Origin of the sequence: Caballeronia pedi (assembly GCF_001544915.2) — a bacterium.
Classification (GTDB): domain Bacteria; phylum Pseudomonadota; class Gammaproteobacteria; order Burkholderiales; family Burkholderiaceae; genus Caballeronia; species Caballeronia pedi.
Genome location: NZ_FCOE02000009.1, coordinates 96,753 through 115,957 on the forward strand (window position 1 = coordinate 96,753; position 19,205 = coordinate 115,957).

Annotated in this window: 16 protein-coding genes; 3 read left to right on the plus strand and 13 right to left on the minus strand. The window is 64.4% G+C overall.

Features of this window, described 5'->3' with window-relative positions; translation table 11 throughout:
• Nucleotides 1-12: 12 nt before the first annotated feature.
• From lpxA to rpsB, 13 genes are all read right to left on the minus strand, one after another.
• Complete coding sequence (lpxA, locus tag AWB80_RS15985; RefSeq protein ID WP_061175646.1) at nucleotides 13-801, minus strand: acyl-ACP--UDP-N-acetylglucosamine O-acyltransferase; 789 nt, start codon at nucleotides 799-801, stop codon at nucleotides 13-15.
• A 76-nt stretch (nucleotides 802-877) separates the two neighbouring features.
• On the minus strand, nucleotides 878-1,336 hold the full coding sequence (gene fabZ, locus AWB80_RS15990) for a 3-hydroxyacyl-ACP dehydratase FabZ (RefSeq protein WP_061175647.1): 459 nt from the start codon (nucleotides 1,334-1,336) through the stop codon (nucleotides 878-880).
• A 106-nt stretch (nucleotides 1,337-1,442) separates the two neighbouring features.
• Nucleotides 1,443-2,546, minus strand: coding sequence for a UDP-3-O-(3-hydroxymyristoyl)glucosamine N-acyltransferase (gene lpxD / locus AWB80_RS15995; RefSeq protein ID WP_425266854.1), 1,104 nt, complete (start codon nucleotides 2,544-2,546; stop codon nucleotides 1,443-1,445).
• Nucleotides 2,547-2,562: 16 nt separating this feature from the next.
• Nucleotides 2,563-3,087 carry an OmpH/Skp family outer membrane protein gene (locus AWB80_RS16000; RefSeq protein ID WP_061175649.1) on the minus strand — a complete coding sequence of 175 codons (525 nt, stop codon included), beginning with the start codon at nucleotides 3,085-3,087 and terminating at the stop codon, nucleotides 2,563-2,565.
• An 82-nt stretch (nucleotides 3,088-3,169) separates the two neighbouring features.
• The gene (gene bamA, locus AWB80_RS16005; protein WP_061175650.1) at nucleotides 3,170-5,482 is read right to left on the minus strand and encodes an outer membrane protein assembly factor BamA; all 2,313 of its coding nucleotides are present in this window, start codon (nucleotides 5,480-5,482) and stop codon (nucleotides 3,170-3,172) included.
• A gap of 77 nt (nucleotides 5,483-5,559) precedes the next feature.
• On the minus strand, nucleotides 5,560-6,942 hold the full coding sequence (gene rseP, locus AWB80_RS16010) for an RIP metalloprotease RseP (protein ID WP_061175651.1): 1,383 nt from the start codon (nucleotides 6,940-6,942) through the stop codon (nucleotides 5,560-5,562).
• Nucleotides 6,943-6,949: 7 nt separating this feature from the next.
• On the minus strand, nucleotides 6,950-8,167 hold the full coding sequence (locus AWB80_RS16015; protein WP_061175652.1) for a 1-deoxy-D-xylulose-5-phosphate reductoisomerase: 1,218 nt from the start codon (nucleotides 8,165-8,167) through the stop codon (nucleotides 6,950-6,952).
• Between the two features lie 18 nt (nucleotides 8,168-8,185).
• Complete coding sequence (locus AWB80_RS16020) at nucleotides 8,186-8,998, minus strand: phosphatidate cytidylyltransferase (protein WP_061175653.1); 813 nt, start codon at nucleotides 8,996-8,998, stop codon at nucleotides 8,186-8,188.
• Nucleotides 8,992-9,774 carry a polyprenyl diphosphate synthase gene (uppS, locus tag AWB80_RS16025; RefSeq protein ID WP_061175654.1) on the minus strand — a complete coding sequence of 261 codons (783 nt, stop codon included), beginning with the start codon at nucleotides 9,772-9,774 and terminating at the stop codon, nucleotides 8,992-8,994. Before uppS ends, AWB80_RS16020 begins: the two co-directional genes overlap by 7 nt.
• A gap of 84 nt (nucleotides 9,775-9,858) precedes the next feature.
• On the minus strand, nucleotides 9,859-10,419 hold the full coding sequence (frr, locus tag AWB80_RS16030) for a ribosome recycling factor (protein ID WP_061175655.1): 561 nt from the start codon (nucleotides 10,417-10,419) through the stop codon (nucleotides 9,859-9,861).
• A gap of 92 nt (nucleotides 10,420-10,511) precedes the next feature.
• The gene (gene pyrH / locus AWB80_RS16035) at nucleotides 10,512-11,225 is read right to left on the minus strand and encodes a UMP kinase (protein WP_061175656.1); all 714 of its coding nucleotides are present in this window, start codon (nucleotides 11,223-11,225) and stop codon (nucleotides 10,512-10,514) included.
• Between the two features lie 242 nt (nucleotides 11,226-11,467).
• The gene (gene tsf / locus AWB80_RS16040; RefSeq protein ID WP_061175657.1) at nucleotides 11,468-12,349 is read right to left on the minus strand and encodes a translation elongation factor Ts; all 882 of its coding nucleotides are present in this window, start codon (nucleotides 12,347-12,349) and stop codon (nucleotides 11,468-11,470) included.
• A gap of 140 nt (nucleotides 12,350-12,489) precedes the next feature.
• Nucleotides 12,490-13,242, minus strand: a complete 753-nt coding sequence (gene rpsB / locus AWB80_RS16045; RefSeq protein ID WP_061175658.1) for a 30S ribosomal protein S2 — start codon at nucleotides 13,240-13,242, stop codon at nucleotides 12,490-12,492.
• Nucleotides 13,243-13,633: 391 nt separating this feature from the next.
• On the opposite strand from rpsB, the gene map reads away from it, so the two are divergent.
• The 3 genes from map (at nucleotide 13,634) to AWB80_RS16060 (ending at nucleotide 18,991) form a co-directional block, all read left to right on the plus strand.
• The gene (gene map, locus AWB80_RS16050) at nucleotides 13,634-14,443 is read left to right on the plus strand and encodes a type I methionyl aminopeptidase (RefSeq protein WP_061175659.1); all 810 of its coding nucleotides are present in this window, start codon (nucleotides 13,634-13,636) and stop codon (nucleotides 14,441-14,443) included.
• A 78-nt stretch (nucleotides 14,444-14,521) separates the two neighbouring features.
• Complete coding sequence (locus AWB80_RS16055; RefSeq protein ID WP_061175660.1) at nucleotides 14,522-17,107, plus strand: [protein-PII] uridylyltransferase; 2,586 nt, start codon at nucleotides 14,522-14,524, stop codon at nucleotides 17,105-17,107.
• Nucleotides 17,108-17,113: 6 nt separating this feature from the next.
• Nucleotides 17,114-18,991, plus strand: a complete 1,878-nt coding sequence (locus tag AWB80_RS16060; protein WP_061175661.1) for a pseudouridine synthase — start codon at nucleotides 17,114-17,116, stop codon at nucleotides 18,989-18,991.
• Nucleotides 18,992-19,205: the final 214 nt, after the last annotated feature.

The window sequence follows — 19,205 nt, forward strand, 5'->3', positions numbered from 1 at the left end:
CGGGCGGCGGGTCTAGCGAATGATGCCGCGCTGCGACGCCGCGATGAAGTCGGAGAAAGCCTTGACGGGCGCATCGCCCTCGCCGCCCGCCGTGCTCAGTTCTTTCAGTTGCACTTTCGCTTCTTCGAGCGAAAGCCCGCTCTTGTAGACGATCCGATACGCCGAGCGCAACGCCGAAATGGCGTCGGGCGTGAAGCCGCGGCGGCGCAGACCTTCGACATTGATGCCGTGCGGCTCCGCCTTGTTGCCGGCCGCGATGACGAACGGCGGCACGTCCTGCACGAGCGCCGAGGCGCCGCCGAGCATCGAATGCGCGCCGATGCGTACGAACTGATGCACGCCCGACATCCCGCCGACGATCGCGTGATCGCCGACGATCACGTGCCCGGCCAGTTGCGCGTTGCTCGACATGATGACGTTGTCGCCGAGGCGGCAGTCATGACCGACGTGCACGTAGGCCATGATCCAGCAATCGCTGCCGATGGAGGTCAGCCCCTGATCCTGCGCCGTGCCCGTGTGCAGCGTCGTGAATTCGCGGATGGTGTTGCGGTCGCCGATTTCGAGACGCGTCGGCTCGCCCTTGTACTTCATGTCCTGCGGACGGCCGCCGATCGACGCGTAATGGCCGATGCGATTGTCGCTACCGATGGTCGTATGGCCTTCGATCACGCTGTGCGAACCGACGGTCGTGCCCGCGCCGATCACGACGTGCGAACCGACGATCGCGTACGGTCCGATTTCGACGGACTCGTCGAGCTGAGCGCCCGGCTCGACGATCGCGGTTGGGTGAATCTTGCTCATGCGCTTTTCGCCTATGCTGTTCGTGCTGCTTGTTTCGATGAACGCGGATGGACGCGGAGCGGACGCAAATGCGCGCTCAGGCGTCCGTGGTCTTGACGGTACACATGAGCTCGGCTTCGGCGGCCGTCGCGCCGTCGACTTCGGCGCGCGCCTTGAACTTCCAGATGCCCCGCATGTACCGCTCGAAGTGAACGTTGAGGATCAGCTGATCGCCCGGCTCCACCACGCGCTTGAAGCGCGCGCCGTCGATGCCGACGAAGTAGTAGAGCGTATTGCCCGGATCGTGCGGCTCTTCCGCGAAGGTCAGCAACGCGGCAGTCTGCGCGAGCGCTTCCAGGATCAGCACGCCCGGCATGACCGGCCGTGTCGGGAAGTGGCCCTGAAAATACGGCTCGTTGATCGTCACGTTCTTCAACGCTTTGATGCTCTTGTGCGGCTCGAGTTCGAGCACGCGATCCACGAGCAGGATCGGATAGCGATGCGGCAGCAGCGTGAGGATCTTGTGGATATCGAGATTGATTTTTTCTGTGCTCATGGTCGTTCTGCTCACGCGCGTGTCGGGCGCGGAAATTGGATGGCGGGCCGTCCGTGACGCCCGCCCGGGATTGCTGTGTCTCGTGGGCGGCTAGCGACCCGCGTGCTTACGCGCCGCCGTTCCGAGCGTCGCCTTTGCCTGCGTCCGTCAGCGCCGATTCCAGCGCCTTGATGCGTTCGCGCATCTTGTCCAGATTGCGCATGATCGCCGCGCTCTTGTTCCAGTCGCCATGCGGCACGGCCGGAAACGCGCTCGTGTACATGCCGGGCTTCAGCAGCGACTTCGAGACGCCCGACTGCGCCGTGACGATCACGTAGTCCGCGAGCGTCACATGGCCCGCGATACCGACCGCGCCGCCGATCATGCAATGCTTGCCGATGCTCGTGCTGCCCGCGATGCCCGCGCAACCGGCGATCACCGTGTACGCGCCGATGCGGCAGTTATGGCCGATCTGCACCAGATTGTCGATCTTCACGCATTCTTCGATGACGGTATCCGCCATCGCGCCGCGATCGATCGTCGTGTTCGCGCCGATTTCGACGTCGGCGGCGATATCGACTGCGCCGACCTGCGGAATCTTCACCCAGCTTCCGGTGCGCGCATCGCCCTCGCCGACGAAATCCGGCGCGAAGCCGAAGCCATCCGCGCCGATCACCGCGCCCGCATGCACGATCACGCGCGCGCCGAGCTTGCAGCCGTGATAGACGGTGACATTGGGATACAGATGCACGTCGTCGCCGAGCTTCACGCCGCGCCCGATGACCACGCCCGCATCGAGCTTCACGCGCTCGCCGATCACCGCGCCCGCCTCGACCGTTACATGCGGTCCGATCACGGCGCTCGCCGCAACTTTGGCGTCGGGATCGATGGTCGCGCTCGGATGCACGCCCGGCCTGGCTTTGGGCGTTGCAAGGTCGATGAACGCCTGCGCCACGCGCGCGAAATACGCGTAAGGATTCGGCGTGACGATGAAGTTGCTGCCCGCGCGATTCGCCACCTTCTCGAGATCGGCGGGAGAGATCAATACCGCGCCGGCGCGCGTCGTTTCCACCTGCGGCAGATATTTCTGATTCGCGAGGAACGCGAGCTGCCCGGGGCCGGCCTTGTCGAGCGGCGCGAGACTCCCGACTGCGTGCGCGCCCTCGCCGACCACCTCGCCACCGAAGCGCTTCACCAGCTCGTCGAGCGTGATCGTCATGCCTGATGCCATCTCGTCTCAGTCCTCGTCAGTTCGAGCTCGAGCCCGTACCGGCCGAACTCGCGGCCAGCGCCTTCAGCACCTGATCCGTAATGTCGATGCGCGGGCTCACGTACACCGCTTCCTGCACGATCAGGTCGTAGTGCTGCTGCTCCGCGATCTGCTTGATCACCTTGTTCGCCCGGTCCAGCACCGCCGCGAGTTCCTCGTTGCGGCGCTGATTCAGGTCTTCGCGAAATTCACGCTGCTTGCGCTGGAAATCGGCGTCGAGCTGCGCGAGGTCGCGCTGACGCGCGGCGCGATCGCTCGGCGCCAGCGAGGTGCCGCTCTTGTCGATGTTGTCGGACATCGACTTCAGGCGCTGCGCCATGTCCTGCAGCGCCTTGTCACGCTTGGAGAATTCCTGCTCGAGCTTCGACTGCGCAGCCTTTGCCGCAGCCGATTCGCGCAGGATGCGGTCCGAATTGACCGCAGCGATGCGCGCTTCCTGAGCGCTGGCGGACATCGCCGTGCCCAGGCCGAGAACCATCGACAACGCAAGCGCCAGCGCCATATGTTTCGAATGCTTACCGGTTCCCAAAGTGTTCCTCACGTTACGTCTGATTGAATGAAGTTCGCGTTCGTCGGCATGCCGTTTAGAAAGCCGTACCGATCTGGAACTGGAACTTCTGATACTGATCGCCTTCGTGCTTCTGCAGCGGGAAGCCCAGGCTCAGCTTGAGCGGGCCGATCGGCGAGATCCACGCGAGACCCACACCGTAGCCGTAGCGCAGGCCGTTCGCGCCGGAGCTCGTGCCGCCCTGGTTCGGGTCGCCCCAGACGTTACCGGCATCGAGGAAGGTGAAGACGCGCAGCGTGCGGTCATAACCCGTGCCCGGCAGCGGGAACGTCAGTTCGATATTGCCGACCGCCATGCGCGAGCCGCCGATCGGATCGTTCGTCTTCGAGTCGCGCGGACCCAGCGAGCTCGGCGAGTAGCCGCGCACCGAACCGATACCACCCGCGTAGTAGTTCTTGAAGATCGGGTACGTCTGGCCTTGCAGGCCCTTCCCGTAGCCGCCCTGCAGGTTGAAGCCGAGCACGAAACCGCGCGCGAACGAGTAGTAATACTGGAACTGCGCGTCGAACTTCGCGTAGGTCGTGTTGCCGAGCGGCGTGCCGTATTCCGCGTTCGACTGGACGTAATAACCGCGGCTCGGAACCAGCGCGCTGTCGCGATTGTCGCGCGACCAGCCGACCGTCAGCGGATAGTTGTTCACCACGCGGCCGAACTCGTTCACGTAGTTCTGGTAGGACTGCGGCGTGGCCGAGTCCAGATCCATCGTGTTCTGCTCGGCGCCGACGCCGAAGAACACCGTGTCTTGCTCGGAGAACGGGATGCCGAACTTGGTGTCGGCACCCATCGTGATGATCTTGAAGCTCGAATCGGTCGAGTAGTACAGCGGCTGATACGTGCGGTAGTACGCGTCGGTGATGCGCTTGATGCCGTCGATCGTGAAGTACGGATCGACCTGCGTCACCGTCAGCGTGCGGTACGTCTTCGCGGTGTTCACGTTGACCGCGAGACTCGTGCCCGAACCGAACACGTTGTCCTGCGACACGCCCGCGGACAGCACCACCTTGTCCGTCGACGAGAAGCCCGCGCCCAGCGTGATCGCGCCGGTCGGCTTTTCGGCGACCTTCACGTCGACGTCGACCTGGTCGTTCGTGCCTTCCACCGGCGTCGTGGTGACGTCGACATCGGTGAAGTAGCCCAGACGGTTGATCCGGTCCTTCGACAGCCCGAGGCGGCTCGAATCGAACCACGAGCTTTCGAGCTGGCGCATTTCGCGGCGCACCACTTCGTCGCGCGTGCGCGTATTGCCGACGATGTTCACGCGCCGCACATACACGCGGCGGCTCGGGTCCACCTGCAGCGTCAGCGCCACCGTGTGGTCTGCCTGATCGATGGCCGGCTGCGCGTTGACCTGCGCGAACGCGTAGCCGTATTCGCCGAGCTTGTCGACGATCGCCTTGGTCGTCGCCTGCAGCTTCTCGGCCGAGAAGCGCTCGCCCGGTTTGATCTTGACGAGCTTGTTGAGCTCCGCCTCGCGGTCGAGCAGGTTGCCCGAAAGCTTGATGCTGCTGATCTTGTACGGCTCGCCTTCATGCACGGCGATCGTCAGATACATGTCCTTCTTGTCCGGCGAGATCGACACCTGCGTGGAATCGATGCTGAACTCGAGGTAGCCGCGGTTCAGGTAGTACGAGCGCACGTTTTCGAGGTCGCCCGTCAGCTTTTCCTTCGCGTAGAGATCGCTCTTCGTGTACCAGGAGAACCAGTTCGGCGTGGAGAGCTGCATTTCGCTCAGCAGCGTGCCCGAACTCACCGCCTTGTTGCCGACGAAGTTGATCTGGCGGATCTTCGCGCTCGGGCCTTCGGCCACCGAGAACAGGATCGCGACGCGGTTGCGGTCCACCGGCGTCACCGTGGTGGTGACTTCCGCCGCGTAGTAGCCGCGCGTCAGGTACTGACGCTTGAGCTCCTGCTCCGCCTTGTCGACGAGCGCCTTATCGTACGAGCGGCCTTGCGACAGACCGACCGAGCGCAACGCCTTCGTGAGATTGTCCTTGTCGAACTCGTGCAGGCCCGCGAAATCGATGGCCGAGATGGCCGGGCGCTCCTGCACCTGCACGATCACCACGTTGCCTTCGGTGGCGATCTGAACGTCGTTGAAGAAGCCCGTCGCGTAGAGCGCGCGAATCGCTTCGGAGGCCTTGTCGTCGGTGAAGGTGTCGCCTTGCTTGATCGGCAGATAAGCGAAGACGGAGCCCGGTTCGATCCGTTGGAGACCGTCGATCCGAATATCCTGCACGACGAACGGCGTGGTGGCGTGCGCCGCCATGCCCGTTGCGGCGAGTGCCGCGGCCACAGCCGTCTTAGGAACAAAGCGATGAGGTTTGAACAACGTGCTTCCCCAGTATTTAAAGCTGCATTCGTTCCGGCGGTCGCTCGAGAGACGCCGCCAGAAATTGTCAAAGTGGATCAAAAACGAATCAGACGAGCGAGGTCATTGAACAGTGCGATCATCGAAAGCGCGACGATGCAGACCAGGCCCGCCCTTTGCAGAACCAGCTGCCAGCGGTCGGATACGGCTTTGCCGGTAACAGCCTCAACCAAATAATATAACAGATGCCCACCGTCCAATACCGGAATCGGTAACAAGTTCAACACTCCGAGGCTGATGCTGACGAGCGCAAGAAATGAAACAAAGGCGGTTACGCCGAGTCTCGCGCTCTTTCCCGCATAGTCGGCAATCGTGACCGGCCCCGAAAGATTCTTGAGCGACGCCTCGCCGGTGATCATCCGCCCGAACATGCGCAGCGAGTACACGCTGATGTCCCACGTGCGGTTCACGCCGAGGCGCAGGCTTTCGACCGGGCCGTAGCGCACGTCCACCGTGGGCAACTGATTCGCGAGCGCGGCGCCGATGCGGCCGATATCCTTGCCCGTCGACCCATCGCGCTTCAGGTCCGGCACGATCTGCACGGATTCGCGCTGGCCGTTGCGCTCGATCACGAGCGTCACGGGCTTCGCGCCATGCGCCTTCACGTAGTCGATGAAACTCGTCGCGTTGTCGACGCTGCGGCCGTCGATCGCGCGCAGCGTGTCGCCGGCTTTCAGCCCGCTCTTCTGCGCGGCGCTGCCCGCTTCCACGCCTGCGACCGTCAGCGTGCCGCCGCCCGGCGTGAAGCCGAGCTTGTCCATGAAGTCCTGATCTGCGTCGGCATCGGTGATGGCGGCGACGCTCATCGGGAAATCGAAGGTGCCTTCGTGCGTCTTCGCGGTCAGCACGATGCGGCGATGATCGAACGACGCATCGAGCAGTTTCCAGCGCAGGTCGGACCACGAGCGGATCGGATGCGTCTCGCCGCCTTGCGCGTCGCGCATCGACAGGACCGTTTCGCCGCCTTCGAAGCCCGCGTGCGCCGCCGCCGTGTCCGGCGCGGGCTGCGAGACGATCGCCGCGGGTTCGGTCACGCCGCCCGCGAACACGGCCGAGAACAGCGCGATCGCGAGCAGGAAGTTGGCGATAGGCCCCGCCGCGACGATCGCGATGCGCTTGCCCACGCTCTGCCGGTTGAAGGCGCGCGGCAAGTCCTCGGCGGGAATCTTCGTGCCGCTGTCGGGGTCGATCTCGCGCTCGTCGAGCATCTTCACGTAGCCGCCGAGCGGCAGCGCGGCGATAGTCCATTCGACGCCCGTCTTCTTGCTGACCCACTGCACGAGCGGCTTGCCGAAGCCGACCGAGAACCGCAGCACTTTCACGCCGCACAGTCGCGCGACGCTGTAGTGACCGAATTCGTGGACGACGACGAGTACGCCTATCGCAACGACGAAGGCGACGATTTCGGTCAGAAAGTTCATGACGGCCTCAATGGGCGATGGGTTCGGCGCCCGGCGCGCTCGCGGTGAGCTCAGCGACGAAGCGGGATGCGAGACGGCGCGCGTTCGCATCGGCAGCGAGGACGTCGGAGAGTGTGGCGGCGCTCGTGTTCGGCAGCGTGTTCAGCACGCGCTCCACCACGCCGCCGATCGCCATGAAGCCGATACGTCGCTCGAGGAACGCTTCCACGGCGATTTCGTTGGCCGCGTTCAGCGCAGCGCTCGCGATGCCGCCCGCTTCCAGCGCCTGGATGGCCAGCGCAAGGCACGGAAAGCGCGCGAAATCGGGTTTTTCGAACGTGAGCGAGGCGATCTGGGCGAGATCGAGCGGCGCCACGCCCGAGTCCACCCGATCAGGATACGCCAGCGCGTGCGCGATCGGCGTGCGCATGTCGGGATTGCCGAGCTGCGCGAGCACCGAGCCGTCGGCGTAGGACACCATCGAATGGATCACGCTTTGCGGATGGATCAGCACTTCGATGCGCGAGCCGGGCAGATTGAAGAGCCAGTGTGCCTCGATCACTTCGAGGCCTTTGTTCATCATCGTCGCGGAATCGACTGAGATCTTGCGGCCCATCGCCCAGTTCGGATGCTTGACGGCCTCTTCGGGCGTGACATTCACGAGCGTCGCGGGTTCGCGGGTGCGGAACGGGCCGCCGGATGCCGTCAGAATGATCTTCGACACGCCGCCGTGCAGCTTCGCTTCCTTGTCCGCGCAAGGCGGCAGGCACTGGAACACGGCGTTGTGCTCGCTGTCGACCGGCAGCAGGATCGCGCCGTTGTCGCGCACCGCGTCCATGAAGATCTGGCCGGACATCACGAGCGCTTCCTTGTTTGCAAGCAGGATGCGCTTGCCGGCGCGCGCGGCGGCAAGCGTCGGCGCGAGGCCCGCCGCGCCGACGATCGCCGCGACGACCGTATCGCACGCCGCCGCGCGGGCGACCTCGACGAGCGCTTCCGGTCCGTGCGTCACTTCCGTCTTGCAGCCCTGCGCGCGCAACGCCGCGGCGACGCGCGCGGCGGTTTCGGCATCGCCGACGACCGCCACTTCGGGCTGGAATTTCAGGCACTGGGCGACGAGTTTGTCGCCGTTGCGGTGAGCGCTCAGCGCGTAGACCGAGAAACGGTCCGGGTGACGCGCCACGACGTCGAGCGTGCTGTCGCCGATCGAGCCCGTGGAGCCGAGCAATGTGAGACGTTTTTGCATAAATTCTTCTCTAGCCGATTAGCCAAGCATCAGCATTGCGATCGGCAATACGGGCAACAAGGCGTCGATGCGGTCGAGGACGCCGCCATGACCCGGCAGGAGCCCGCTCGAATCCTTGACGCCCGCCTGGCGCTTGAGCAGCGACTCGAACAGGTCGCCGACCACGCTGAACGCGACCAGCACGGACAGCGCGACGAACGAGCGATCCCAGCCGAGATGCTCGACGAAAGCCGTGAACACGGTGGGTGCATAAAAGCCGGTGGCCGCGGCGAGCGCGCCGATGATGAGAACGGCGAGCCACCCGCCGAGGGCGCCCTCCCAGGTCTTGCCCGGGCTGATGGACGGGGCGAGTTTGTGGCGGCCGAGCGCTTTTCCGGCGAAGTATGCGCCTATGTCAGCCAGCCAGACTACTAGCAGAAGCGATAGCACGAACGCCACGCCCACCGTGCGGGCCGCGACGACCGCATGCCAGCACGCGACGAACACGACGATTCCGGCGAAAAGCAGGAACGCGCGCCACGGGCCGCTTGCGAGTTGCGGCTTTCGTATGAGCGCAAACGGACCCGCGAGCACCCAGAAAATCGCCGCCATCTGAAACAGCGGCTTGGGCGCGACGCCCAGAAAGGCGCTGAAAATCAGCGCGACGCCCGCGACCAGCGCGTAGGCCACCGGCCCGGCCCCGTTCAGCTTCAGCAGACGCCCCCATTCCCATGCCGCGAACACGACGACGAAACCGATCAGCGCCCCGAACGCACCGACCGGCGCGAACAGCGTGACCGGCACGAGTACCGCGAGCAGGACGATTGCCGTGATGACACGGGTTCTTAGCATGAAAGGGTGTCGGCCTTCTGCGATTGGGAAGCGAGCTGCGCGCTCGTGCGCCCGAAGCGGCGCTCACGGTCGCCGTACGATGCGATCGCGCGATCGAGCGCGTCGGCGTCGAAGTCGGGCCAGTAGGTATCGGTGAAATAAAGCTCGGTGTACGCGAGCTGCCACAGCAGGAAGTTGCTGATGCGCTGCTCGCCGCCCGTGCGGATGAAGAGATCCGGCTCGGGCGCGTAAGCCATCGCGAGATGCTCGGCGAACGATTCGTCGTCCACGCGGGCCGGCACGCCGGTTTCGAGCGATTGCGCGATCAGCTTCTTGGTAGCCTGCATGATGTCCCAGCGCCCGCCGTAGTTGGCGGCGATGGTGAGCGTCAGGCGGGTATTGCGGGCCGTCTTGGTCTCGGCGCGCTGGATCAGCGCGCGGATGCGGTCGTCGAACATGGCGATGTCGCCGACCACGCGCAGGCGGATGCCATTCGCGTGCAGCTTGCCGATTTCGCGCTCGAGCGCGGTGACGAACAGGCGCATCAGGAAGGACACTTCGTCGGTCGGGCGACGCCAGTTTTCGGAGCTGAACGCGAACAGCGTGACGAATTCGACGCCGCGCCGCGCGCAGCTCTCGACGGTTGCGCGAACCGCGTCGACGCCGCGCGTATGACCGGCGACACGCGGCAGGCGCCGCTCGGTCGCCCAACGGCCATTGCCGTCCATGATGATCGCGACGTGACGCGGGACAGCCGCGACATCGGGCACGGTAACGGTGGAGCTGGTATAGGTCATGGCCGCTGAATCTGGGAATCGGAAGGAGTGAGAGCCAACCCCGCAGCATTCGCGCCCGAGGCTGGCAGAACCGTTTCTACGGCCTCACACCGTCATGATTTCGGCTTCTTTGGTCTGAACGAGCTTGTCGATCTCGGTGACGAACTTGTCGGTGAACTTCTGCACGTCGTCGCTTGCACGGCGCTCGTCGTCTTCCGAAATCTCCTTGTCCTTCACGAGCTTTTTCAGTTGCTCGTTCGCGTCGCGGCGCAGATTGCGCACGGCGATCTTCGCGGTTTCGCCTTCGCTCTTCACGACTTTCGTGAGTTCGCGGCGACGCTCTTCGGTCAGCGCGGGCATCGGCACGCGGATGAGATCGCCCTGGGTTGCCGGGTTCAGACCGAGATCCGATTCGCGGATCGCCTTCTCGACCACCGGGACCATCTTCTTTTCCCACGGCTGCACGCCGATCGTGCGCGCATCGACGAGCGTCATGTTCGCGACTTGCGAGATGGGCACATTCGAGCCGTAGTAGTCGACCTGGATGTGGTCGAGCAGGCCCGTGTGCGCACGGCCCGTGCGAATCTTGGCGAGATCGGCCTTGAACGCTTCGATCGACCGCTGCATCTTCTGGTCGACGCCCTTTTTAATGTCAGCCACACTCATTTGAACCTCCAAACCTGGGTTTTACTGGCGAAAAGCGGCGCATTTCGCGCGCGGCGTTTGCCATGCCGCACGGCGCCTGATATCGCGTGAGTTTACACGTGGACGAGCGTCCCTTCGTCGTCGCCCTGCACGATGCGCTTCAACGCGCCCGGCTTCGTGATCGAGAACACGCGGATCGGCAGCTTCTGGTCGCGGCACAGCGCGAACGCCGTGGCGTCCATCACCTGCAGATTGCGGCCGATCGCTTCGTCGAAGCTGATCGTGCTGTAGCGCGTCGCGTGCGGATCTTTCTTCGGGTCGGCGGAGTATACGCCATCGACCTTGGTCGCCTTCAACACCACTTCGGCGCCGATTTCCGAGCCGCGCAGCGCGGCTGCCGTGTCCGTCGTGAAGAACGGGTTGCCGGTGCCGGCCGCGAAGATCACGACCTTGCCCTCTTCCAGCTGACGGATCGCGCGCGGGCGGATATACGGCTCCACCACCTGATCCATGCGCAGCGCCGACTGCACGCGCGCTTCGATGCCCGCGTGACGCATCGCGTCCTGCAGCGCGAGGGCGTTCATCATCGTGGCGAGCATCCCCATGTAGTCGGCGGTTGCGCGGTCCATGCCGGCCGCGCCGCCCGCCACGCCGCGAAAGATGTTGCCGCCGCCGATCACGACGGCCAGTTGCGTGCCGATCCGCACCACCTCCGCGACATCCGCCACCATCCTTTCGATCGTTGCGCGATTGATGCCGAAAGCATCGTCGCCCATCAGGGCTTCGCCGGAGAGTTTGAGGAGTACGCGTTTGTAGGCTGTGGGCATATGAGTTTCCGATCGCGCCGAGGAGGGTTGCAACAACGTAGAACTGTAGGGGTGAAACAATGCTTACTGCAAGCGGGCCGGATCGGGCGGCGGGCGCGGTGAATCAGGGTTTACCCCTAGTTCACCGCGCCCGCTCGGGTGCGAACCGGATCGCTGAATACTGGCGGCGGGACGTTCCGCCGCAGGTCATGCCGGGCCGGCGCGCGGCCGCGCTATGACAGCACACGCGCCTTAAGCGAGCCTTAGGACTGCTTGGCCGCCGCGACTTGCGCCGCAACTTCGGCGGCGAAGTCGTCCTGACGCTTCTCGATGCCCTCGCCGACCACGAACAGCGCGAACTTCTGCACCGACGCGTTGCCAGCCTTGAGCATCTGTTCGATCGTCTGCTTGTCGTTCTTCACGAACGGCTGGTTCAGCAGCGACACTTCCTTCAGGTACTTCTGGACCGAGCCGTCGACCATCTTCGCGACGATCTCGGCCGGCTTGCCCGATTCAGCTGCCTTCTGCTCGGCGATGCTGCGTTCCTTGGCGATCAGATCGGCCGGCACTTCGTCCGACGACAGCGAAACCGGCTTCATCGCGGCGACGTGCATCGCGACATCCTTGCCGATCTGGTCGTCGGCGCCCGTGAACTCGACCAGCACGCCGATACGCGTGCCGTGCAGGTACGACGCGACCTTGTTGGCCGACTCGAAACGCACGAAACGGCGGATCGACAGGTTCTCGCCGATCTTGCCGACCAGCGCCAGACGCACGGCGTCGACCGTCGAACTTTCCAGCGGCAGCGCCGACAGCGCGGCCACATCGGCCGGGTTGCTCTTCGCGACCAGTTCGGCGATCGTCTTGCCGAAGGCCAGGAAATCGTCGTTCTTCGCGACGAAGTCGGTTTCGCAGTTCAGCTCGACGAGCGCGCCCACGCCGCCTTCGACGTGCGCCGTCACGATGCCTTCAGCCGTCACGCGCGATGCCGCCTTGCTCGCCTTGTTGCCGAGCTTCACGCGCAGCAGCTCTTCCGCGCGCGCCATGTCGCCGTCGGCTTCCGTCAGCGCCTTCTTGCATTCCATCATCGGCGCATCGGTCTTCGCGCGCAGTTCTGCCACCATGCTTGCGGTAATTGCCGCCATCATTCGCTCCTTGAGTCTGTTTGATACGTGCCGCCGACTTTACGACTAGCCCACGGCAGGAAAATTGGCATTTCTATCGCTTCGACTAAAAAAAAGGGGCCTTTCGCAAAGCCCCCTTTTTTGTCGGCCGCAGGGCGCGCTTACGCCTCTGCGTTGACCTCGACGAACTCGTCGCCTTCGCCGTTGCGCACAGCCTGGACCACGTCGTTCACCGCGTTCGCGCGGCCTTCGAGGATCGCGTCAGCAACGCCTTCGGCGTACAGTGCCACGGCCTTCGACGCGTCGTCGTTACCCGGGATCACGTAGTCGATGCCTTCCGGCGAGTGGTTCGTGTCGACCACGGCGATGACCGGAATGCCGAGCTTCTTCGCTTCGGTAACAGCAATCTTGTGGTAGCCGACGTCGATGACGAACATTGCATCAGGAATGCCGCCCATGTCCTTCACGCCGCCGATGGACTTTTGCAGCTTGGCCATTTCGCGTTCGAACAGAAGCGCTTCCTTCTTGCTCATGCGCTCGGTTTCACCCGATTCCAGCGCCGCTTCCATGTCCTTCAGGCGCTTGATCGAAACCTTCAGCGTCTTGAAGTTGGTCATCATGCCGCCGAGCCAGCGGGCGTTGACGAACGGCATACCGGCGCGCGCTGCTTCCTGCGCGATGGTGTCGCGCGACTGGCGCTTCGTGCCGACGAAAAGAATCGTGCCGCGGTTCGCTGCCAACTGGCGCACGTACTTCAGCGCGTCGTTGTAGAGCGGCAGGGTCTTTTCGAGGTTGATGATGTGAATCTTGTTGCGATGACCGAAGATGTACGGGGCCATCTTGGGGTTCCAGAAGCGCGTTTGGTGACCGAAGTGGACACCGGCTTCCAGCATTTGACGCATCGTGACTGCCATGGAAATTCTCCGCGAGGGTTGGGTCTTAAGCCGGCTGCCGCATCCCGCGCCCGGTTTTTTCGCTTTCCGGACGCCGGACACCCTGGGTGCGCCGGCTTGCTAATCGACTTGAAACTACATTCCAAGCCGTGATCCGTGACTGCGTTCAGATGATCCGATTGTCCCGGAAGATCGTGACGGCAAGATGGATTACGACTTAGCCTGCGAGTATAGCATGTGAGGATTGGTCGGCTCAAGCCGCACGACCGGACCGGATTTCGTGCGCGCACCCCGCCGGCACCTTGCCGCCGCGCTTGCGGCCCCAAACTATCCGGGTGCGGCGCATTTCTTAAGGTGCGATAATGCCGCTTTCGCGGCTCACTGCCGCATACACGCATTTCTGAGCCAAGTCATGTCCATTACGCTGAAAAACGATCACGATATCGCGCAGATGCGCGTCGCCTGCCGGCTCGCCAGCGAAGTGCTCGATTTCATCACGCCGCATATCACGCCCGGCGTGACGACCGAGGAACTCGATCGCCTCTGCCACGAATACATGGTGAAGGAACAAGGCACCGTTCCCGCACCGCTCAACTATCAGCCGCCCGGCTATCCGCCGTATCCGAAGGCCACCTGCATCTCGGTGAACGACGTCATCTGTCACGGCATCCCCGGCGAGAAAGTGCTGAAGAACGGCGATGCGCTCAATATCGACATCACCGTTATCAAGAACGGCTATTTCGGCGATACGAGCCGCATGTTCATCGTCGGCGAGGGCTCGATTTTGGCGAAGCGCCTCGTGCAGACGACCTTCGACTGCATGTGGCTCGGCATCGATCAGGTGCGCCCCGGCGCGCATCTCGGCGATATCGGCGCGGCGATCCAGAAGCACGCCGAAGCGCAGGGCTACAGCGTCGTGCGCGAATACTGCGGCCACGGCATCGGGCAGGTGTTCCACGAGGATCCGCAAGTGCTGCACTACGGCCGTCCGGGCACGGGCATCGAATTGCAGGCGGGCATGATCTTCACCGTCGAGCCGATGATCAACGCCGGCCGCCGCGAAATTCGCACGATGCCCGACCAATGGACCGTCAAGACGCGCGACCGCAGCCTTTCGGCGCAGTGGGAACATACCGTGCTCGTCACGCAGACGGGCTATGAAGTGCTGACCGTTTCGGCGGGCACGCAGGCGCCGTCGCAACTGATCGCGGCCACGGCCTGATTCCGCGTCTTCCGGCGCCCGCCATCGCTGCACGCGGGCGCATTCCTTCGCCGTTCCTCGCCACCGTCCGGTCCATCCATGAGCGTCACTGCCGCCGTCGCCACGCCCTGTGAAACGTTGCGCGCTGCCTACAAGGCGGCGAAGGCGGCGCTGATCGTACGCTTCGAGGCGACCTCGAACGTCGAGCCGCTGATGCATGCCCTCGCCCGCGCCACTGACGACGCCCTCAAGGGCGCGTGGGCCGCCTGCGACATGCCCGACGGCGCCGCGCTCGTCGCGGTCGGCGGCTACGGGCGCGGCGAGCTCGCGCCCTATTCCGACGTCGACATCCTCGTGCTTCTTCCCGAGGCTTCGCCGCATACGAACGATGCGGACCTGAACGGCCGCGTCGAGCGTTTCATCGGCATGGCGTGGGATCTGGGACTGGATATCGGCAGCAGCGTGCGCTCGGTCGAGCAATGCATCGCCGAGGCGGGCAACGACATCACGGTGCAGACGTCGCTGCTGGAAGCGCGGCGCATCTGTGGCGACACGCAACTGTTCCAGCGCTTCTCGGCGCGCTACCGCGAGACACTCGACCCGCGCGCGTTCTTTCAGGCGAAAGTGCTGGAGATGCGTCAGCGTCACGCGAAGTTCCAGGACACGCCGTACAGCCTCGAACCGAACATCAAGGAAAGTCCCGGCGGGCTGCGCGATCTGCAACTGATTCTATGGATCGCGCGCGCGGCGGGCTTTGGCAGCAGCTGGCGCGAACTCGATTTGCGCGGGCTCATCACCGAGCGCGAAGCGCGCGAACTGCGCCGCAACGAAGGCTTTCTGAAGGCGCTGCGCGCGCGGCTGCACGTGATCGCGAAACGCCGCCAGGACATTCTCGTCTTCGACCTGCAAACGCCGCTCGCCGAGAGCTTCGGCTTCGAGGCGACCGCCGCCAAGCGCGCGAGCGAGCAGTTGATGCGCCGCTACTACTGGGCCGCCAAGGCCGTGACGCAGCTCGCGACGATCCTGATCCAGAACGTCGAAGCGCAGCTATTCCCGTCGACGAGCGGCATCACGCGCGTCATTTCCGGGCGCTTCGTCGAGAAGCAGGGCATGCTGGAAATCGCCCGCGACGATGTCTTCGAGCGCGAGCCGCACGCGATTCTCGAAGCGTTCCTGCTTTACGAGCAGACGCGCGGCATCAAGGGCTTTTCCGCGCGCACGTTGCGGGCGATCTACAACGCCCGCGATCTGATGGACCGCGACTGGCGGCGCGACCCTGAAAACCGACGGCTCTTCATGGAAATCCTGAAGCAGCCCGAAGGCATCACGCACGCGTTCCGCCTGATGAACCAGACAAGCGTGCTCGGGCGCTATCTGCTGAATTTCCGCCGCATCGTCGGACAGATGCAGCACGATCTCTATCACGTCTATACGGTCGATCAGCACATCCTGATGGTGCTGCGCAACCTGCGGCGCTTCGCGATCGCCGAACACGCGCACGAGTATCCGTTCTGCAGCCAGTTGATGGGCAACTTCGAGCGCCCGTGGGTGCTGTACGTGGCCGCGCTGTTCCACGATATCGCCAAGGGCCGCGGCGGCGACCATTCGACGCTCGGCATGGCCGACGCGCGGCGTTTCTGCCGCGAGCATGACATCGGCGCTGAAGATACCGAGCTCGTCGTGTGGCTCGTGCAGCAACATCTGACGATGAGCCAGGTCGCGCAGAAGCAGGACACGAGCGATCCGGAAGTCATCAAGCAATTCGCCTCGGTCGTGAAGACGGAGCGGCGGCTCGCGGCGCTGTATCTGCTGACCGTCGCCGATATCCGCGGCACGAGTCCGAAGGTCTGGAACAACTGGAAGGGCAAGCTTCTGGAAGATCTGTTCCGCGCGACGCACGCGGTGCTGGGCGGCGCGCAGCCGGACACGCACTCGGAGCTCAAGTCGCGTCAGGAAGCCGCGCTCGCGCTGCTGCGGCTCGAAACCGTGCCGGAACACGCGCAAAAGCGCCTCTGGGATCAGCTCGACGTCGGCTATTTTCTGCGTCACGATCCCGCCGATATCGCGTGGCAGACGCGCGTGCTCTACCGTCACGTCGAGAGCGACGAGCCGATCGTGCGTGCGCGGCCCTCGCCCATCGGCGCGGCGTTGCAGGTGCTCGTCTACCTGAAGGACCGGCCGGATCTGTTCGCCGGCATCTGCGGCTATTTCGACAAGAACGGCCTGTCCGTGCTCGATGCGCGCGTGACGACGACGCGCCACGGTTACGCGCTCGACAACTTCCTCGTCGCGCATCCGGATCACGACGGGAGTTATCGGGACATCGCCAATCTCGTCGAACAGCAGCTGGCCGCGCTGCTCGCGGACGAGCGCATTCTGCCGGAACCGTCGAAAGGTCGCTTGTCGCGGCTCGTGCGCACGTTTCCGATTACGCCGCGCGTGGACCTGCGTCCCGACGACCGCGGCCAGTACTACATCCTGTCCGTGTCGGCCAACGACCGGCAGGGCCTTCTTTATTCGATCGCGCGCGTGCTGGCGCAACACCGGATCGGCGTGCAGGCGGCACGGATCAACACGCTCGGCGAGCGTGTCGAGGACGTGTTCCTGATCGACGGCAAGAGCCTGTCGAACAACCGCACCCAGATCCAGGTGGAAACCGAACTGCTGCGCGCGATCGCAGCCTGAGAATTTATGCGCGTCAAACTGACAGCCAAACATCCGCGTGCCACCTCGGCGACGCGCTCCCCGGTTCGTGCCGGCACGACCACCGGGCGCAAGCCTGCTCGCGCGAGCGCGCCGGAGGAGGCGCGTCCGAAGCGCGCGGGCCAGCCGGCGGCGGATAAGCGCGAACCGCGCGCGTTCAAGCCGCGTGGTGATGATTCGCGTCCGGCGTTTGGCGAGCGTGGACCGCGCAAGTCGTTCGAAGGGCGTCCGCAGGCAGGCGACGAACGTCGCTCGTTCAAACCGCGTGGCGACGATTCGCGTCCGGCCTCCGGCGAGCGCGGACCGCGCAAGTCGTTCGAAGGCCGCCCGCAGGCAGGCGACGAACGTCGCTCGTTCAAACCGCGTGGCGATGATTCGCGTCCGGCGTCCGGCGAGCGCGGGCCGCGCAAGTCGTTCGAAGGCCGTCCGCAGGCAGGCGATGAACGTCGCCCGTTCAAACCGCGTGGCGACGATTCGCGTCCGGCGTCCGGCGAGCGCGGACCGCGCAAGTCGTTCGAAGGCCGTCCGCAGGCAGGCGACGAACGTCGCTCGTTCAAACCGCGTGGCGATGATTCGCGTCCGGCGTTCGGCGAGCGCGGACCGCGCAAGTCGTTTGAAGGCCGTCCGCAGGCAGGCGACGAACGTCGCCCGTTCAAACCGCGTGGCGATGATTCGCGTCCGGCGTTCGGCGAGCGCGGACCGCGCAAGTCGTTCGAAGATCGTCCGCAAGCGCGCGGCGAGCGTTCACCGGCAGGCGATGAACGTCGTCCGTTCAAACCGCGTGGCGATGATTCGCGTCTTGGCGCGGGTCCGCGCAGAAGCGCGGAAGGTCGTGCGCCGGCGCGCGGCGAGCGTACATCAACTGGCGATGAACGTCGCTCATTCAAACCGCGTGGCGACGATTCGCGCCCCGCGTTCGGCGAGCGCGGCGCGCGGAGATCGTCCGAGGACCGCGCGCCGGGAACCCGCCCGCCGCGCCGCGACGACAGCGATCGCCCGTTTGCCAAACGCGACGATCGCGGCGACACGCGCAAGCCTTCGCCGAAGCCCGCAGCGAAACCGGCAACGCCCGTCGCGGAATCCGCACCGAAGCACCGCGACCATCACGACGGCCTCGTGCGTCTGTCCAAGGTAATGTCGGAACTCGGCCTCTGCTCACGCCGCGAAGCCGATGAATGGATCGAAAAAGGCTGGGTGCTCGTCGATGGTGAAGTCATCGACACGCTCGGCTCGCGCATTCGTCCGACCCAGAACATCGAGGTGCTGCCCGCCGCGCGCTCCGCGCAGTCGCAACTCGTCACGATCCTGCTGCACAAGCCGGTCGGTTACGTGTCGGGTCAGGCGGAAGACGGCTACGAGCCCGCCGTCACGCTCATCAACCCGGACAATCACTGGAACGAGGACCGTTCGGGAATCCGCTTCACGCCGGGTCATCTGCGCACGCTCGCGCCCGCGGGCCGTCTCGATATCGATTCGACGGGCCTCCTCGTGCTCACGCAGGACGGCCGCGTCGCGAAGCAACTGATCGGCGGTCATTCGGAAGTCGACAAGGAATATCTCGTGCGCGTGCGCTTCGGCGAGCATACGGTCGATGTCGATCAGCATCTGCCCGCCGAACAGCTCGCGCTGCTGCGCCACGGCCTCGAACTCGACGGCGTGCCGCTGAAAACGGCGCAAGTGAGCTGGCAAAACGGCGAACAGCTTCGCTTCGTGCTGCGTGAAGGCAAGAAACGTCAGATTCGCCGCATGTGCGAGCGGGTCGGGCTGGAGGTCGTCGGCCTGAAACGCGTTCGCATGGGCCACGTCGCGCTCGGCGCCTTGCCGCCGGGTCAGTGGCGCTATCTCGCACCGAACGAAGGTTTCTAAGCCAGCTGAAACGTCCGCGCGTACGTCGACCGAACGTACGTGCGAACTCATGGTGCGTCGCAAAAATGCGACAAAAATGGGCACGATGCAGTCCCGATCGTGCCTTTTTGTTTCCTGCCGCTTTCTGATTAAAGAAAATGAATCATCGATCCGATACACCTGTCAGGCGGCTGCGCGCCGGGTCAGGTGGACGGAAGCAGGATCAGCATCGTTG

Bases quoted from the DNA above. Each gene is read 5' to 3' on its own strand.
- lpxA (WP_061175646.1), bottom strand. From the start codon at position 801: ATGAGCAAGATTCACCCAACCGCGATCGTCGAGCCGGGCGCTCAGCTC.
- fabZ (WP_061175647.1), bottom strand. From the start codon at position 1,336: ATGAGCACAGAAAAAATCAATCTCGATATCCACAAGATCCTCACGCTG.
- lpxD (WP_425266854.1), bottom strand. From the start codon at position 2,546: ATGGCATCAGGCATGACGATCACGCTCGACGAGCTGGTGAAGCGCTTC.
- AWB80_RS16000 (WP_061175649.1), bottom strand. From the start codon at position 3,087: ATGGCGCTGGCGCTTGCGTTGTCGATGGTTCTCGGCCTGGGCACGGCG.
- rseP (WP_061175651.1), bottom strand. From the start codon at position 6,942: ATGAACTTTCTGACCGAAATCGTCGCCTTCGTCGTTGCGATAGGCGTA.
- AWB80_RS16015 (WP_061175652.1), bottom strand. From the start codon at position 8,167: ATGCAAAAACGTCTCACATTGCTCGGCTCCACGGGCTCGATCGGCGAC.
- AWB80_RS16020 (WP_061175653.1), bottom strand. From the start codon at position 8,998: ATGCTAAGAACCCGTGTCATCACGGCAATCGTCCTGCTCGCGGTACTC.
- uppS (WP_061175654.1), bottom strand. From the start codon at position 9,774: ATGACCTATACCAGCTCCACCGTTACCGTGCCCGATGTCGCGGCTGTC.
- frr (WP_061175655.1), bottom strand. From the start codon at position 10,419: ATGAGTGTGGCTGACATTAAAAAGGGCGTCGACCAGAAGATGCAGCGG.
- pyrH (WP_061175656.1), bottom strand. From the start codon at position 11,225: ATGCCCACAGCCTACAAACGCGTACTCCTCAAACTCTCCGGCGAAGCC.
- tsf (WP_061175657.1), bottom strand. From the start codon at position 12,349: ATGGCGGCAATTACCGCAAGCATGGTGGCAGAACTGCGCGCGAAGACC.
- rpsB (WP_061175658.1), bottom strand. From the start codon at position 13,242: ATGGCAGTCACGATGCGTCAAATGCTGGAAGCCGGTGTCCACTTCGGT.
- map (WP_061175659.1), top strand. From the start codon at position 13,634: ATGTCCATTACGCTGAAAAACGATCACGATATCGCGCAGATGCGCGTC.
- AWB80_RS16055 (WP_061175660.1), top strand. From the start codon at position 14,522: ATGAGCGTCACTGCCGCCGTCGCCACGCCCTGTGAAACGTTGCGCGCT.
- AWB80_RS16060 (WP_061175661.1), top strand. From the start codon at position 17,114: ATGCGCGTCAAACTGACAGCCAAACATCCGCGTGCCACCTCGGCGACG.